Raw genomic sequence first — 14460 nt, forward strand, 5'->3', positions numbered from 1 at the left:
AAGCTGCTTGCTGATGTCATATCAGGTATTCAATTTAAAGATGGTGAACGGATCACTCAAGATCAAACAGAACATCACGATTCATTGATACACCACATTTGACAATAACTCCAGTTAATCAACTGAGGGGCTATTCAACAGCCTAAAACTCACCAATTCCACTTATCTCATTCATTACCCAAGATTATCAGCAGGTAATATGTTGAAAATGGTTCAGATCTAGATTTGATAGATACTGAGTGTTGATATCTTTTAGAATTCTCAGTATGTTATTGATTAATAATGGCTGGCTATGATTGTTTTTTTAATTCTATGGCTTGACTCTAAAAGGAGTAAGTCTGGAGATATCAAACGATTGAGGGAAGATCTCGAAGATTACTCAACTCTAGACTTTCCAGAAATTAACGTTAAAAAATTAGGTCACATCAAAAGACTAAATGAGCATGGCATCAAAGGTATAGATGTTCAAAATTTAGTATTAAATGGATTAAAGGTTAAGGGGGTTAGCGTTGCAGAAACTAGACTTATTGGGCTAAAAATTGTCGCCGGATCTATTGTTGGATCTACCTTTAAATCTATGAAAATGAGATCATCAGACTTTCAGAAAAGCACAATTAAAAGTACAACTTTTGAATCGTGTGAACTACTAAAAAGCAAATTTATTGAATCTAGTTGCAAGGGAGTTGATTTTTCGAACTCGTCTCTTGAAAGGGCTGATTTCACAAATGCCAATTTATAAAGTAGTGTTTTTAATGGCTCCGATGTTCGAGAAGCAAAATTTGAGGGCGCTAATTTAAAGCATGCGTCTTTTCATAACTCTAAGCACCTAACTTCAGAAATTCTTATCTGTTAAGGCAAGTTTCAAATGTCACATAGTTGGGCAAAGTAGTCATGTCACATTATAAGTAATTGGATATAAATAATATCTCTACTAAACTTTTTATGTCAGGTGTTTTATAGTCACTTGATATCCACTTCAATGGTTGTCAGTTGCCCTCTTTGTTCAGGGCTTTTTTTATGAATAAATCAATAGCGGTTAAGCATTAACGCTTAATGAAAGCTGATCTTCTTTTCACAATTGGTTTTTAATTCATATAATCGTTCAAGCGATAAACGGTGATATTTCATATTATTTGTTGCTTGTAACTGTCCTACACTACGGCGTAACTCTGCTAACGGAAAAAAAATATCTTCTCTTGTCATATGTAATGATAAGCGTTTCTGAAGTTCATCGATAAACAGTAAGGGATCGCCTCTACCATGAGCAATATAATTATCCAATTCACCTAATATTTCATCAAACAATTCTTCCATAGCATTTATCCTTTTTCATTCGAAAACAACTTTTTACAAAAGGCGCTTTTTGTAAAAAGTCAGATAAGTAAGGTATAGTCCCAATAGGGTTTACAGTAAAGCAGAGTGATGATGTTCAACAGGCGAAATGTAAAAAGTGAGATTGATGCAGTAACGAATGGTCATGAGAAGAGCAAGAATTTTTTAACACAAGATGAAATATCTCAGCTTTTGACTGCCGCTAAAAAAGGGAGGCATGGTATTCGTGATTATCTTTGCTTATTAATGATGTACCGCCACGGGCTTAGAGTTAGCGAACTTATTTCATTGAAGTTGACTGATTTAAATTTATCACAATCCCGTTTATGGGTGAATCGACTAAAAAATGGCTTGTCAGTAGAGCAACCTATCGCAGGTGATGAACTCCGTGCTATTAAACGTTATTTGGCGAAAAGAAATGATACTCTCCCCTGGTTATTTATCAGCGAAAGAAACCAGCCTTTAACTCGACAATCAATTAACTACATAATTAAGCGTTCAGCTAAACTATGTTCAATATCGCCAGTTTACCCACACATGTTAAGGCACTCTTGTGGTTACTATTTAGCAAACAAAGGCTATGACTTAAGACTTATTCAAGATTATTTAGGTCATAGAGATCCTAAGCATACTGTGAATTATACCCGTATCGTTGGTGCTCGATTTGAAAGCCTTTGGTAGTGAGGCTTTATTCCCGCGTCAAGCTAGACTTAAATTTAACCTCGTCGGCAACGCGTGGGTTCATTGCCCTCACTTGAGCTTTTCGGCTTCCTTTTCTTGCATTACGCGTCCGATCATACGTGTTTTCTCGCTCTGCTTGATTCTCTTTTGCAAAAGCCAATGCAGCCCCTAAACGTTTATTATTGACGATGTCACCTTGCTGCACACTTCTCAGCTTATCAAATACACTGTATGTCAGTTCTTCTCCACAATATCGAAGCGCAATTGTGCCATCAGGGTAGTCATAAATCATGACGGCTTTGTTGACTAATCGCTTGGCTTTCTCTGTTGGATCAAGAAGGTAAATGATTTTGTCGTATTGTAGTGTTAATGAATTTGAGACTTTACGGCTAGTTTGTCTGGTAAACATATCATCTAATTCAATAGCGGATTCTTGTACGGGTCGATGAGCATCTTGTGAAGAATAAGCTGAGCAGGCAAAGCGACGATTAAAATCAGCCATAAATTCAGGAAGCCACGCATTGGCCTCTTCGATGGTATTAATCCCTGCGAGGCGCATTTCTTTTATCAGGCGGTCTTGAAGCGTTCTATTGGCTCGTTCGACTCGGCCTTTAGCTTGAGAGCTGTTGGCGCAAATCAACTCAATATTAAGCTCGTATAAAATCCGTCCGTATTGGGTCATTTGCTTACTGCTTTTACGGCTGGGTGAATTGACTTTAAATACTGAATGCTTGTCGCTATAAAAAGCAGTCGGTTTACCGTAATTATCAATATATTCACGGGTGATATTCATATAGTCATAGCTACTTTCTGACTCACAAAAACGTAATGACATCAATTGACTGGTTGCATCATCGATGAATACCAATAAACAACACTTAGCCGAACGGCCTTCAAACCAATCATGGTGAGAGCCATCAATTTGAACAAGATCACCATAACATTCACGTCGATAACGGGGTTGATAGACTTTTTTCTGCTTACGCTTACGAACCCGCCACAATCCCTCAGTAATAAGCCATTGCCTTAAGGTTTCACTGGACAGTTTTATACCATGTAACTCAGCTAACTTTTCACAGGCAAAGGTAGGTTTAAAATCCGCATATTTTTGCTTAACTAGCGTTAATACTTTCTCTCTAAAATCAGATAAGAAGCGGCGATTACTGGGCAGTCCTCGGCGTTTAGAGACTAGGCCAACATCACCATCTTGACGAAATTGATTCACCAGTCTTTGTATGTGCCGGCGAGTAAGCCCTAAATTCGACGCGGCGGTCATTTGGGTTAATTGTTTATTGCAAACTTCCTTAATGACACCAATGCGGTGTAGTTCGTTTTCACTCATCGTAATTAACATGGCACCAATCTAATATGCTGGATTATGTCTACTCAGCATAGCAGAATGTGACATCTCTAAATTGGGGGAATGTGACATTACTATAATGGAACTACATCAGAAATTCTTATCAAAGCGAAGAACTTAGATTATGTTAAAGTATCAGATAAAATAATGAGCGAATTGATTACTATGAGACCTGATATGAAGTATCAGAAAAATAATGGCCGGCCTTGAAGGAATTGAACCTTCACACAGCTCGAAAGCTACTGATCCGCATCCAGCCTATTAGGCAATTAAATTATCAGGGAAGTTTAGGGCTGTCAATAGTTAACAAGCGAATTTTGTCGGACTAGTTTTCCGCTGCGCTTCAAACCAGCTGCAAATGCGGGCGTTACCGTGTATTTAATTACCATACTTTTCCTAATGATCAGAACTTTAATCCTAACTCGATTTTGTCTATTTATGAGTTAAATATAACAGTGATAATGAGCCTTATCACTGGTAGGGGATGTTAGCAAAACCCCATGTCGGGTAAATGGACTTCATACCCCGAACTAAAAATCAAATATAACAAATTTTTTTTACATAGCTTTGCATTATGATGACAAAGTTAAGAATATCATTCTCATAAATATCGCCAATAATGGCTAACCGGAAGGAGCGAATACCTAATGTTTTCCCCGGGTAAATAGTAAAGCCCCGTTCAAAAGCAAAATCATGCATTGTTTCAAAAGAAAAATTAGGCCAATCAGGTTCAAGGAATGTCGTAAGTATTTTTGATTGCGGCATATCTGGTATCGCCATGTTAAAACCAAGTCCCGCCATTCCTTCAACCAAACACTGCCAGTTGTTGCTATAGCGACTTATACGTTGTGCCAGTCCCTCTTCAAGTATTTCATTTAGTGCCTGATTTAAAGCATAAATGGTTTGTACTGGTGGTGTAAATCGCATTTCATTTTTTAATAATAATGACTGATATTGGCTATATAAATCCAGATATAAGGTTTTTTTCGGAAAATTAGCTATCGTATTGATGGTTTTTTTTTCACAAAGAACAAAACCTATGCCAGCCATACCTTGCAGATTCTTATTCGATGAGGCAATAAGATAATGACAAGGCATCTTATCAAGATTGATGTCAATGCCACCAAATGACGACATTGCATCAACAATCAATGACTTACCATAGTTTTTAGCCAAAGCAAATATTTCCTCTAAAGGGTTTAATATACCAGTGGTTGTTTCATGATGTACCACGGTGATATGACTGATCTCCGGTGAACTCTGTAATCGTTTCTCTATTTTGTCAATACAAGGTAATTTTGTCGGGGCTTCCTGATAAATTTCATATTGACTGCTTCTATAGTAAACCTTGCACATTTCTGCGATTCTTTCACCATAGGCACCATTAACAATAATCAGTACTTTGCCTGTATCAGGAATTACAGAACTGATGCACGCCTCTACAGCCGCAGTGCCGGAACCTCCAAATAAAACACAATGATGTGTATTCTCACCGTTAGCCAGCAACAGAATTTTATTGCAGACTTCACGTATTAATTCACCAAAAGACTGCTCGCGCGGGCATATATCAGGCACAATTTGGGCGTATTTGACATTATCTGAAGTCGTTGCTGGCCCAGGGGTTAATAAAATGCTTCTTTGCATAACGCTCTCTCTATTTAAGATCGGATTTCTATAATTGTGAGTACATGTATTTATTAGCTACCTTGTACTTTGGTTTTCGAAGACATCCAGTTCGCAGATGGCAGGCCATACTGTCTTCTCAACCCTCTGAAGGTGTTCAAGCATATCAATTTCAGCCCAAGGGAAATTAACTTTTTCGATCTTGATATTAGTATTAGAACTGACAGCAACCAGCCCCTCTTCATAATGCCAGCTACAGGGGCGGGAAACCCCTCTTTGCTTTAATACTTTTTGAATATTGCCTGCTATATGTTTGTCAAAGCGACAGATACCTACCAATTCAGCATAAATAGCATCAATATCATCTAAATTTTTACTGAGATTATTCAGATAACCGTATTCATCAACTCCAATATACACTTCATCGCCAGAATAAGTTCTGCCAGAGCCTATAAGAATATTATCTTTATTCATTTCTAATAAATGCTGTAAAATATTAGTATGGTAAATCAAATCTGATTCCAGACTTAAAAATGAACCATCTACCAATTCGCAGCACCGTAAAAATGTCTCCAGACTACCCGTTTTAGCGTAAACTTCATTGTATACTAGGGTGATATCCAGGCCTTTGAACTTCAGGGCCAATTTTTCATAAAAATGACTTAAATGCCCAGTACCAATAATAACCTTCTCTATTCCCTGCTCCCGGAGCAAACTTAAAGAACGCTCAATAAGGCTGACACCTCCAACTTCAATAAATCCTTTGGGGCAATATCGGGAATATGAAGGGATACGCTGACCAAGGCCAGCCGCCATAATAATGGCAGAATCTATAGACATTGTGCCTCCTAACAATTATTTTGGATAAATTGTTGTAATCGCCGATATACCTCAGAAGGAGATTTGTCGGGCCTGGGAAGAGAACTGATAGAACCCGCCAATATACGTATATGTACAAAAGTTAAACAGGGTTTTTCTTGCCAGAGATAAACAATTCCATCTAGTTCGTCCAAGGCATAAACCTGATGGATACAGGGATAACCACTGGCCTGAGCCAGTAATACCCAGTCCATATTAAATGAAGCTGTGCGTTGACCACCGGTAGAATCATGGCATTGATTATCTAATAATATATGCAACAAATTATCGGGCTGATGACGGCCGTTGGTTGACAAGTTACCCAAACGCATTAATAAAGCACCATCACCATCAAGCGCAATGACATTACTTCCTGCCTTATTTAAAGCCAGGCCTAAACCAATGGAAGAAACGCAGCCCATTGAACCGACCATATAAAAGTTGCCAGGGTGATCTTCAATGGCAAACAGCTCACGCCCAGTTTTTCCTGTGGTGGCCATTAACAACGTTTGAGGTTTACGCCGTTTATGCAAAGTATTCAATACATCATAACGACTATTTAACTCTGTTTTCTTATGTCTGTTAATAGTCCCTTGCTGATAAAGCTTCGGTTTCGAACTTAATAATTCCACTGAGGAAATATGATTTTCCGGTACCAGAAAAAAAACTGATCTCCCTTTATCAATATGACCTATAGCCCATTTAAATTGCTGTTCGATATCACGTAAATTGTCAGATAAAGTTTCAACATACACGCCACATAGTCTTAATAATTCTGAGCCGATGCTACCCATAATCATATGTTGAGGCTCATCATTTTTACCGGGTTCACCACGAAACCCGACAAACCCAAATATACCTGATGCTGCAACATTTGTTAATGATGTTAATGGTGATAAGGCATTGGTTAACCCCGAATTCTGCATTAATACAGCCGAATACTTTCCTGCTAGTCGTGCGCCAAAAGCAATGGCAACCGCCTCCCCTTCATTGGCTGCTGGTACATAATCAAGCTCATTACAAGCATAATTAATTAAAGGTTTTAAGTAGGAGCAAGGTACGCCTGAGAAAAAGTTTATCTGAAACTGTTTTAGTAAGAGGCCTAAATCCCCCCCGTTTAACATTGAAATTCACCTGTATTCAGTAAGTCATACGCAGTATTCACATTAAGCCAACCATCATCAATAAAGATAACCTCTACAGTAGTTTTTTCAGTAAGTATATTTAACAAGTCTGCCATGTTCAAATCTTCAAATTTGTTACTCGAACTTAGCTGTTCAAGTATTCTACGTATTAATATACTCCCCTCTGGAGTTAACTTAACTATGCCTGCCCATTCACCCGCAGCATCGGTGTTTTCAATTTGCAGGTTAATATGTGTTAAAGTGGGAATATCAGTTTTATTGCTACAATAAGCCATATCACGCAGATAACCGTTACTATCACAGGAACGGTTAACAACAACTGTAATTGGCTGTGTTCCACTTAATAATTTCTGCAATACAAAACGTCGATAGAGGCAATCGCCATAAGAAATAATACAATGTCCCTGAATACTTTCTCTGGCTTGATAAAGTGAAAATAGTTCATCCGTGGTTTCATAGGCATCATTATCGAAGGTTTTATATAGGAGGGAATCCAACTGTTGTTTTTGGTATCCCCTAACAACGCTGATATCGTAAATATTGAGTGCTTGCAGCTCTTCAATATAACGATGCAAAATAGGTTTTCCATTAATAGGTAGCAAGGCCTTTGGGCAGACTAGAGTAAGCTTCCCCAGTTCTTCCCCTCTGGAGGCTGCGAGAATAACAGAAGTGATTTTATCACTATCGCATTGGGGTAAATATTTTTCTTCAGCTTGCTGTAATTCCTCAGCACCTTGTAATCGAAAAATCTCCTTCACTGGCACAATATTATCTTCAACCCCCCGTAATGATTGCTGTTGATAAATAGTTCCTGCAGTGTGTTGCATTGCTTTAACTGAGGCTCGTAATAGATGATTAGCCCAGATCACCATCGAGATACCTGCTTTAGAAAAGTTATCTGTTGGAGTTGAGTAATAGGTAGTAGGCACTATGATAATAGGACAGCGATCCGCCCATTCTTGCATAAAAAGAGAAATTTCGTGATCTGTCGATTTCTTACTGTGTACCAAAATTGCATCAGCGCCAGCCTGTCGATAAGACTCTGCTCTATGCAAAGCCTCACTTAGTCCTGCGCCTACTATAAACGCCTCAGTTCTAGCAACAATAGAAAAATCATCATCTAGCTGAATATCTTTACCGGCTTTAATTTTGCCACAAAATTCATCTATATCTGCCAGTTTTTGTTTTTGCCCGTCGATAAATGAATTGGTTTTTGGAAAGAGTTTATCTTCAATACAAACGCCTGCAATATTGCGAGACTCTAGTTTTTTTACTAAACGCCGTAGATTGTTAAAATTACCATAGCCGGTATCTCCATCTAGCAAGATGGGGATGCGGGTCGCGTCACTCATAAATTCAAGAACTTCTAAAACCTGAGTCCAGCTAGCTTCATTACTATCACGTACCCCCAGAGACGCAGAGATAGCCAAGCCACTACCCCAAATACCACTGAAACCGGTTTCTTCAACAATTTTGGCACTCAGGCCATCGTGAGCTTCGCAAATAAATTCCAACTGTTTTGATTGTAAAAGGTTTTTAAGCTGCTTTATTTTTCTTCCTTTGAGTGCTTTCATTGTAAGTAATCCATATATGTAAGTTTATAATTTTGTTTAAAACTTTTTATTACTTGTTACAACGACCAAACAGACTTGTTTCTTAGATACTTATAAGAGGCTTTCTCAAGCCTCTTATAAAGTTTAACCATAGGGTTATTTTTTTCTTCACTCCCTGTAAGCAGGTTGTATTCTTCTTTCGGATCATTATTCAAATCAAAGAGTTTAAATTTCTTATTTGAATATTGAATGAGTTTAAACCCATCATCTGTTATTAAGCAGCTGGCGCGATCTAACTCTGTCCACCAACGTGTATCAGCAATAACAAACCTATGTTGATGCGGTTTGTCACATTCCACTAGATGTTTCCAAGAATATTTATAGTTAATACAAGGATCAGAGAGATAAGAACAAATTGTGTCGTATAGATCATTGACAGATACCAGTTGCTTTAGTCTGACACCTTTATTCCATCTAGGGGGTTTCATAATACAGGGAGTATGGATTAAGTTGTTTTCGATTTGATTTGGATAGCCATGATCATATTGACGACCATCCGTAGAAAACCATTCAGCATCGTTTTTTTCTGCGGGGTACTCACCTAAAGCTTCACCATGATCTGCATTAATTATAACTAAAACATTATCATTAATTTCATAAACCTCAGTTAAAAATTGTTCAATGTATTTATCAATATGCTTAACAATATCAAAGTAACGATTTACAATTGGACTACCTATATTTGACTGAGCACTTGGCTCAGTCAGGTTAGCTTCCTTGTAAAAGTTTGGATGACGATGTAAAACGTGCAGGTCTTGCAACCACAAATGCGTGAAGGATTTCGTATTATTCTCTCTATATCTCTCTAGCGCAAATGGCACTGCTGTTTCAGCTATAGCATATAAATAATAAGAAGGCATACCTGGAAAGGTGTGTGGAAATACAGGAGAAGAAAAGTGCTGATAAATAGGCTCTTTTCGATAATTTCTCGATAACTCTGAAAAAGGATAAATATTAGGGCTACCTAAATGTTCGTCCATGTTGGTCCACAAGTCATAACCATGAGAATGCAATATTCCACCTAAATTCTGAATATTGTGCACTGGTATTGTCGCTTTCCCCAAACTGCGAATAGGCTGCTGCCTCGGGTGTAATCCTGTATACATACTATATAAATTCATCAATGTTGATGTTGCTACAGAGTAATGGTTTTCAAAGACAATGGCATTTTTTGCAAATTCATCCATAAACAATGGCTCTGACAGACATCCGGACCATGTTGAAAAAGCATCAATTCTCAAAGCATCAATAGTGATCAGAATAATATTGGGCGCGTTGTTATCGTCCTGTGTTATCTGCATAAAAACTCCATTTTTGGTTGAGCGCCATTTTATGGCTTACACTCATAAAATTTTATTTATGTCTCGACCACCTAAAAATAGTAGGGCCAACTTCGGTTTATATATTCGGGTATTTGTTACCCATATATAGTGCCTTTTAGCAGGATATGAAATAAATAATTAAACATTAAAAATGCCTCTGAATTTCTATACATCGTTGATACATTTCAATATAGCGAGGCCCGAGGTACTCACTTGTAAAACGGGTTGTTACAAAGTTTCTCCGTTCCAGCGCTGTAGCAACAACGTCATCATAATTTTGGAATATCTCTTTTAATCGATCTCTAAAAGCAACTTGATCGCCAGGATCGCAAGGTAATAGATAAGGTACATTCGGGACTTCGTATGCTAAACCCGATCTTGACGTTAGCACTACGGGTAACCCCCGGGACATAGCCTCTAAAGCAACATAGGGACAGCCTTCAAAGTGACTTGTCAGAATTAGACAGTCGTAGCTGTTGGTATCAATATCAGTAAGGAAGTTGTCATATTTACCCAAAAAACGGATAGAATTTTTCACCCCTGATACAACGACGAGCTCTTTTAAAAAACTAGCAAGTTCACCACTACCGTAGATATCAAGCTTGATATTTCCTAGTTCGGTTTCAAGCCATCCCCAGCTTGAAATTAGAAATTGCAAGCCTTTCTCAACCGATAAACGTCCTGTGAAAAGAACTCGTCTAGCCGGGGTTCGTCGGCTCCAAAGCGGAGCTCTATCAACAGTGTTTAGAATAGGGGGAATGACCGTAGTCTCACTTGTAAGTTTAAAATCCTTTTTGAGGTTATAGGCAGCTCTTTCACTTACACAATGAATGTGCGCTAATCGGGGAAGAAGCACAGGGAGCTTACGATACCAGTCCCAGTGACACAAACGTGATCCGTCACTTGGCTCTGTCCCTATTACAGGTATGTTAATAACATGCTCAGTAAGCAATTTCAGTGTGGTTATCTCATGTGGTGATGAGTGAATAATGTCCGGTTTCCAATTTTTTAAAAATTGTGCACATTGCTTCACTGACGACCCATCGAGTACAATCAAGTCACTGGGCTCAATACAATCACGCCAGCGACTGTGTATTGATTCTCTGGGCCCAGGTATTAATACCTTAACTTCTACACCCGATTGGTTTAAATATTGATATAGAGATACGTTAAAGTGCTCACAGCCTCCAAGGTTTTCCAGCCATTCAACTATCAAAGCAATTTTCAAAACGGACGCTCCAATAACTCTTCATCTCCGCTACTATACCCAGTAAGATAGTAATTCAAAGTTACTTGCTGACTACACTTGAATTTATATCCAGCCTGATAAGCATTTCGGCAAAATAAATAATCATCAGTATTGCCATATATTTTTTCTCTCGGTGTGATATTTTCTACATACCTCACTATTTCATAAACAGCTCTTCTAACCATCCACTCGCTGCTATCTATATGATACAATAGCTCATCATTACCAGGCTCAGGGTCTCTGATAATACTCGACCCTTTTTTAAATATTCCCCGTTTTTCCATGTCCTCAAAAACTTCTAGAGATAAAACTTCATCGTTACTAATAACCCATGGATATCGCTGTAAACAGCAAGCTGTACCATCTTGTTTAAGTACCCGACGCCAGCTAAACGCTATATCTATGTCCATATTATTATCGAGAATATTTAATAAACTTGTTAGATGTTCGGGATCAAATGTATTGTCATCGTCAAGATGTGCAACAAAATCTGAATGGCTGTTTCGAATACCGAAATTGCGAACTAGAGCAATTCTTTCGGGTATATAAGTTGCTTCAGGAAGATCATCAAAGTTGATAAAACGAACGGCATCTCCGTAAACGGAGACAGCATCACATAATTTTTTCGTTTTATGCTCATCAAGATGATCTCCAACAATTAAGTGTTCCACATCGGCAACTACTGTCTGTGCTTGTACAGACTCAATACAATTTTCAAGCTCGTGTATATTCCCTGTAGTAGGGGTAATAACAGTGATTTGTTTATTTTTCAAAGCAAATCCTATGATCGTTGAAGTCATTAATTGTCAAGTCAGCATGTACTTCCAAAGTTTCATTAACTGGTCCGCGGACTAATATTCTGGTTGCACCTAGTAAGTGACCGGCATCAAGATCCTGCTTTTCATCACCAAAGAACAACATAGGATGATTTTTTGGTGAAACGATGCCACTAAGAAAATCTTTCTTAGTTAAGCCACTATATTGTTCACGAGTGATCACTCTGCTGAAGAATTTGTTCAGACCAAGTCGGTTTATTGCTTTGTTGACAGGGAGATATGGACTGCCTGAAATCACCCACATTTCTATATGAGAATACGCATTCAACCACTCAGTTACACCTGAAATTGTTTGTACATCGCAATAATCATCATCGCAGTGTAATTGGCCAAACTTTTCTATACCCTTATCTATATCATTACATGCCAGTCCATATTCCTTAAACCTGACATTGGTGGCTTGTCCTATTGATTCCTCAATCTGTTCTTTTGAAGCCGAGTGTTCAAAATACGCTAAAGTTTGATAGGTTAGCTCAATAATGCGGTTGCGTGAGTCAACCAGACAACCATCAAAGTCAAAAATCATAAGCTTTGGATTCATATTGAATTAATTTCCTTTTTCCAGATCCCTATTTTCGCCTAAACTACAAAGCTTAAATATTGAAAATTTATCTTTACTTTCAAGCTAGCACGGTAAAAGTAATGTTTTCTTATTAAAATATATGCTTTCAGGTAGATAGATTTTTTTTGTATTTCTCTAATACAGCTTGCCTTCCCCAGACTATTTCTTGATACTGTCGTTCATCGTCTGTTCCGGAGGCCTTATTGTTGTTATGGTAACGCCTTGTAGATAGTAGTTCTTCCGGGCCAATTTGGGAGCTATATATATTTAACAGCGTTTCCTTCTTTTGCAGATCATTCCCTATTGAGGTTTTATATGGGAGGAGATCATTAAGTTGAGAATGGGCTATTTCAGTATTTATTTTGCTTGTGTAATCGGCAGCATAAGGCAGGTCTTCGTAGAACAAGGCTTTGTTTGGTGCTAGTTGTGCAACTATTTTTTGTAGTATTCGGTGTTCAATGTGATTACCAATTCCTAGTGGTGCAAAAACCAAATCATATTCAGCTAACAAGGGAGATAGTGTAGCTTTTACTCCCAAATATGAATCATCATCTTCAGGTTTCTTAAGTTCGAAGATATCCGCCGTATTCTGGTAACCTCTTACAAGCGCCTCTGTAAATCCGAGTTGAAAGTAATGAAAATGATTCTGTTTACAAAACTGTTTATCTTCACGAGTACGAATGGCTGTTATTTCACTAATATCTGATGACGAATGATATGGTGCATGATTACTCTTGTTATAAACAGTTAACATATGTACGTTGGCTCTAACCCAATAGCTGTGGTTAGCAATAACGCCCCCCATAGAAAATGAAATATCATCAGAATGTGGTGAGATTAATAAAATTGGCTTATTCACTAACAACAATCCTCGTTTTATAAAGTAAAAATCATTCATTTTTTTAAGAAAGTATTTCAGTAAATACATGTAAATTATCGAACTTTTTAATTTATCAGCTTAGTTGCGAATACCACACAATTAATCCATGGAAATACATCAAATACTACATGGTTCATTAATCTTTTTATCTTTACTACAATACTCAGGACACTTTTATGCAGCGATCACCCCGTAATCACTGAATTGCTCATATATCGTGGCGACTTTTTCATTATTCAGGTCTAATCCTAACTCGTCAAAAAGTCTGTCCATAATATGTTGATTGAATTTCCTTCGCTTCCAGCTAGCGATGGAAATAACATTATCATTTTTAGTCATTGCGATGTATCTCTGGTTAATTGTTGCTCCGCCAAGATCAATTAACAGGTTACATCGCAATGTCTTTTTCTCATACACCAGAAACAACTATAGCTCTGAGGCATTGACCTGCATATTAATTGCTTCTTTTCTGAGGAACTGGCAATGGACTAGTCCGGTATATTGCTTAGCATCACGGAATAAAAATTCAATCTGAAAACGGGCTTTATAGTAACGAAGCAGTGTCATTGCCTCTAAGTAGATATCGGTTGAATAAAGCAGGGCATGGCCCATACGATTTCCTTTATTGAACTTGGGTAGCACCAGTTTAATATTGCGTTTCAGACTGGAGGAATAGACCATCCCGTCATAAACCTCTACATTATTTTCCAGTTTTCCATGAGAGCTAAACCGGGCTAAATCCGTGTCAACTTTCACCCTGCCATCGAACTTTTTAGGACGCCCTATACCTGAATATTCACCGTTATAGAGCCACTGCAGCCGGGCTGCAATACGTAGTTTTCCAATCAGTTCAACCCCAGTATTGCTCCCCGCCTAGACAAACTTTATTTGTAACCGTCCGAGCAAGTACATCTTCAACCGTGTTCATCGATCCCTTATGTTAACCCCTGACTATGATATCAGGAGTTAATATGACTAAGCGTTCTCATGAAGAGTGGG

The 14460-nt window shown here is 38.1% G+C and carries 14 protein-coding genes and 1 pseudogene; 2 read left to right on the forward strand and 13 right to left on the reverse strand.

What is annotated here, in order from left to right:
- The first annotated feature begins 292 nt into the window (after positions 1–292).
- Positions 293–853, forward strand: a pseudogene (locus L2764_RS22730) (pentapeptide repeat-containing protein).
- A 197-nt stretch (positions 854–1050) separates the two neighbouring features.
- On the opposite strand, the gene L2764_RS22735 reads toward L2764_RS22730, so the two are convergent.
- Entirely contained in the window at positions 1051–1314 is a 264-nt protein-coding gene (locus L2764_RS22735) for a hypothetical protein (protein ID WP_248942614.1), read from the reverse strand.
- A 108-nt stretch (positions 1315–1422) separates the two neighbouring features.
- Here L2764_RS22735 and L2764_RS22740 point away from each other — a divergent pair, with 108 nt between their 5' ends.
- On the forward strand, positions 1423–2013 hold the full coding sequence (locus L2764_RS22740) for a tyrosine-type recombinase/integrase (protein WP_248942615.1): 591 nt from the start codon (positions 1423–1425) through the stop codon (positions 2011–2013).
- 7 nt (positions 2014–2020) lie between these two features.
- Here the strand turns inward: L2764_RS22740 and L2764_RS22745 are convergent, their stop codons facing one another.
- From L2764_RS22745 to L2764_RS22800, 12 genes are all read right to left on the reverse strand, one after another.
- Positions 2021–3355 (reverse strand): ISNCY family transposase, encoded by a 1335-nt coding sequence (locus L2764_RS22745; RefSeq protein WP_248942627.1) that lies wholly within the window; start codon positions 3353–3355, stop codon positions 2021–2023.
- Between the two features lie 555 nt (positions 3356–3910).
- Positions 3911–5017, reverse strand: coding sequence for a 2-aminoethylphosphonate aminotransferase (locus tag L2764_RS22750; protein WP_248942616.1), 1107 nt, complete (start codon positions 5015–5017; stop codon positions 3911–3913).
- Positions 5018–5074: 57 nt separating this feature from the next.
- Complete coding sequence (locus tag L2764_RS22755; RefSeq protein ID WP_248942617.1) at positions 5075–5836, reverse strand: phosphocholine cytidylyltransferase family protein; 762 nt, start codon at positions 5834–5836, stop codon at positions 5075–5077.
- A gap of 8 nt (positions 5837–5844) precedes the next feature.
- Positions 5845–6978, reverse strand: coding sequence for a phosphonopyruvate decarboxylase (gene aepY, locus L2764_RS22760; RefSeq protein ID WP_248942618.1), 1134 nt, complete (start codon positions 6976–6978; stop codon positions 5845–5847).
- A complete protein-coding gene (gene aepX / locus L2764_RS22765; RefSeq protein ID WP_248942619.1) occupies positions 6972–8573 on the reverse strand; it encodes a phosphoenolpyruvate mutase in 1602 nt (533 codons plus the stop codon). Before aepX ends, aepY begins: the two co-directional genes overlap by 7 nt.
- 56 nt (positions 8574–8629) lie before the next feature.
- Positions 8630–9913: a sulfatase-like hydrolase/transferase gene (locus L2764_RS22770; protein WP_248942620.1), complete on the reverse strand. Its 1284-nt coding sequence runs from the start codon at positions 9911–9913 to the stop codon at positions 8630–8632.
- A gap of 166 nt (positions 9914–10079) precedes the next feature.
- On the reverse strand, positions 10080–11162 hold the full coding sequence (locus L2764_RS22775; RefSeq protein ID WP_248942621.1) for a glycosyltransferase family 4 protein: 1083 nt from the start codon (positions 11160–11162) through the stop codon (positions 10080–10082).
- Positions 11159–11956: a glycosyltransferase family A protein gene (locus tag L2764_RS22780; RefSeq protein ID WP_248942622.1), complete on the reverse strand. Its 798-nt coding sequence runs from the start codon at positions 11954–11956 to the stop codon at positions 11159–11161. The genes L2764_RS22775 and L2764_RS22780 overlap by 4 nt, the downstream gene beginning before the upstream one ends.
- Complete coding sequence (locus L2764_RS22785) at positions 11946–12560, reverse strand: HAD family hydrolase (RefSeq protein WP_248942623.1); 615 nt, start codon at positions 12558–12560, stop codon at positions 11946–11948. The genes L2764_RS22780 and L2764_RS22785 overlap by 11 nt, the downstream gene beginning before the upstream one ends.
- Before the next feature lie 127 nt (positions 12561–12687).
- The gene (locus tag L2764_RS22790) at positions 12688–13440 is read right to left on the reverse strand and encodes a PIG-L deacetylase family protein (RefSeq protein WP_248942624.1); all 753 of its coding nucleotides are present in this window, start codon (positions 13438–13440) and stop codon (positions 12688–12690) included.
- Between the two features lie 195 nt (positions 13441–13635).
- Positions 13636–13800: a hypothetical protein gene (locus L2764_RS22795; protein WP_248942625.1), complete on the reverse strand. Its 165-nt coding sequence runs from the start codon at positions 13798–13800 to the stop codon at positions 13636–13638.
- Between the two features lie 87 nt (positions 13801–13887).
- Positions 13888–14217 carry a hypothetical protein gene (locus L2764_RS22800; RefSeq protein WP_248942626.1) on the reverse strand — a complete coding sequence of 110 codons (330 nt, stop codon included), beginning with the start codon at positions 14215–14217 and terminating at the stop codon, positions 13888–13890.
- Positions 14218–14460: the final 243 nt, after the last annotated feature.

Origin of the sequence: Shewanella surugensis (assembly GCF_023284005.1) — a bacterium.
Taxonomy (GTDB): Bacteria; Pseudomonadota; Gammaproteobacteria; order Enterobacterales; family Shewanellaceae; genus Shewanella; species Shewanella surugensis.

Coding starts and splice junctions, on each gene's coding strand:
- L2764_RS22735 (WP_248942614.1), bottom strand. CDS start 1,314: ATGGAAGAATTGTTTGATGAAATATTAGGTGAATTGGATAATTATATT.
- L2764_RS22740 (WP_248942615.1), top strand. CDS start 1,423: ATGATGTTCAACAGGCGAAATGTAAAAAGTGAGATTGATGCAGTAACG.
- L2764_RS22745 (WP_248942627.1), bottom strand. CDS start 3,355: ATGAGTGAAAACGAACTACACCGCATTGGTGTCATTAAGGAAGTTTGC.
- L2764_RS22750 (WP_248942616.1), bottom strand. CDS start 5,017: ATGCAAAGAAGCATTTTATTAACCCCTGGGCCAGCAACGACTTCAGAT.
- L2764_RS22755 (WP_248942617.1), bottom strand. CDS start 5,836: ATGTCTATAGATTCTGCCATTATTATGGCGGCTGGCCTTGGTCAGCGT.
- aepY (WP_248942618.1), bottom strand. CDS start 6,978: ATGTTAAACGGGGGGGATTTAGGCCTCTTACTAAAACAGTTTCAGATA.
- aepX (WP_248942619.1), bottom strand. CDS start 8,573: ATGAAAGCACTCAAAGGAAGAAAAATAAAGCAGCTTAAAAACCTTTTA.
- L2764_RS22770 (WP_248942620.1), bottom strand. CDS start 9,913: ATGCAGATAACACAGGACGATAACAACGCGCCCAATATTATTCTGATC.
- L2764_RS22785 (WP_248942623.1), bottom strand. CDS start 12,560: ATGAATCCAAAGCTTATGATTTTTGACTTTGATGGTTGTCTGGTTGAC.
- L2764_RS22795 (WP_248942625.1), bottom strand. CDS start 13,800: ATGACTAAAAATGATAATGTTATTTCCATCGCTAGCTGGAAGCGAAGG.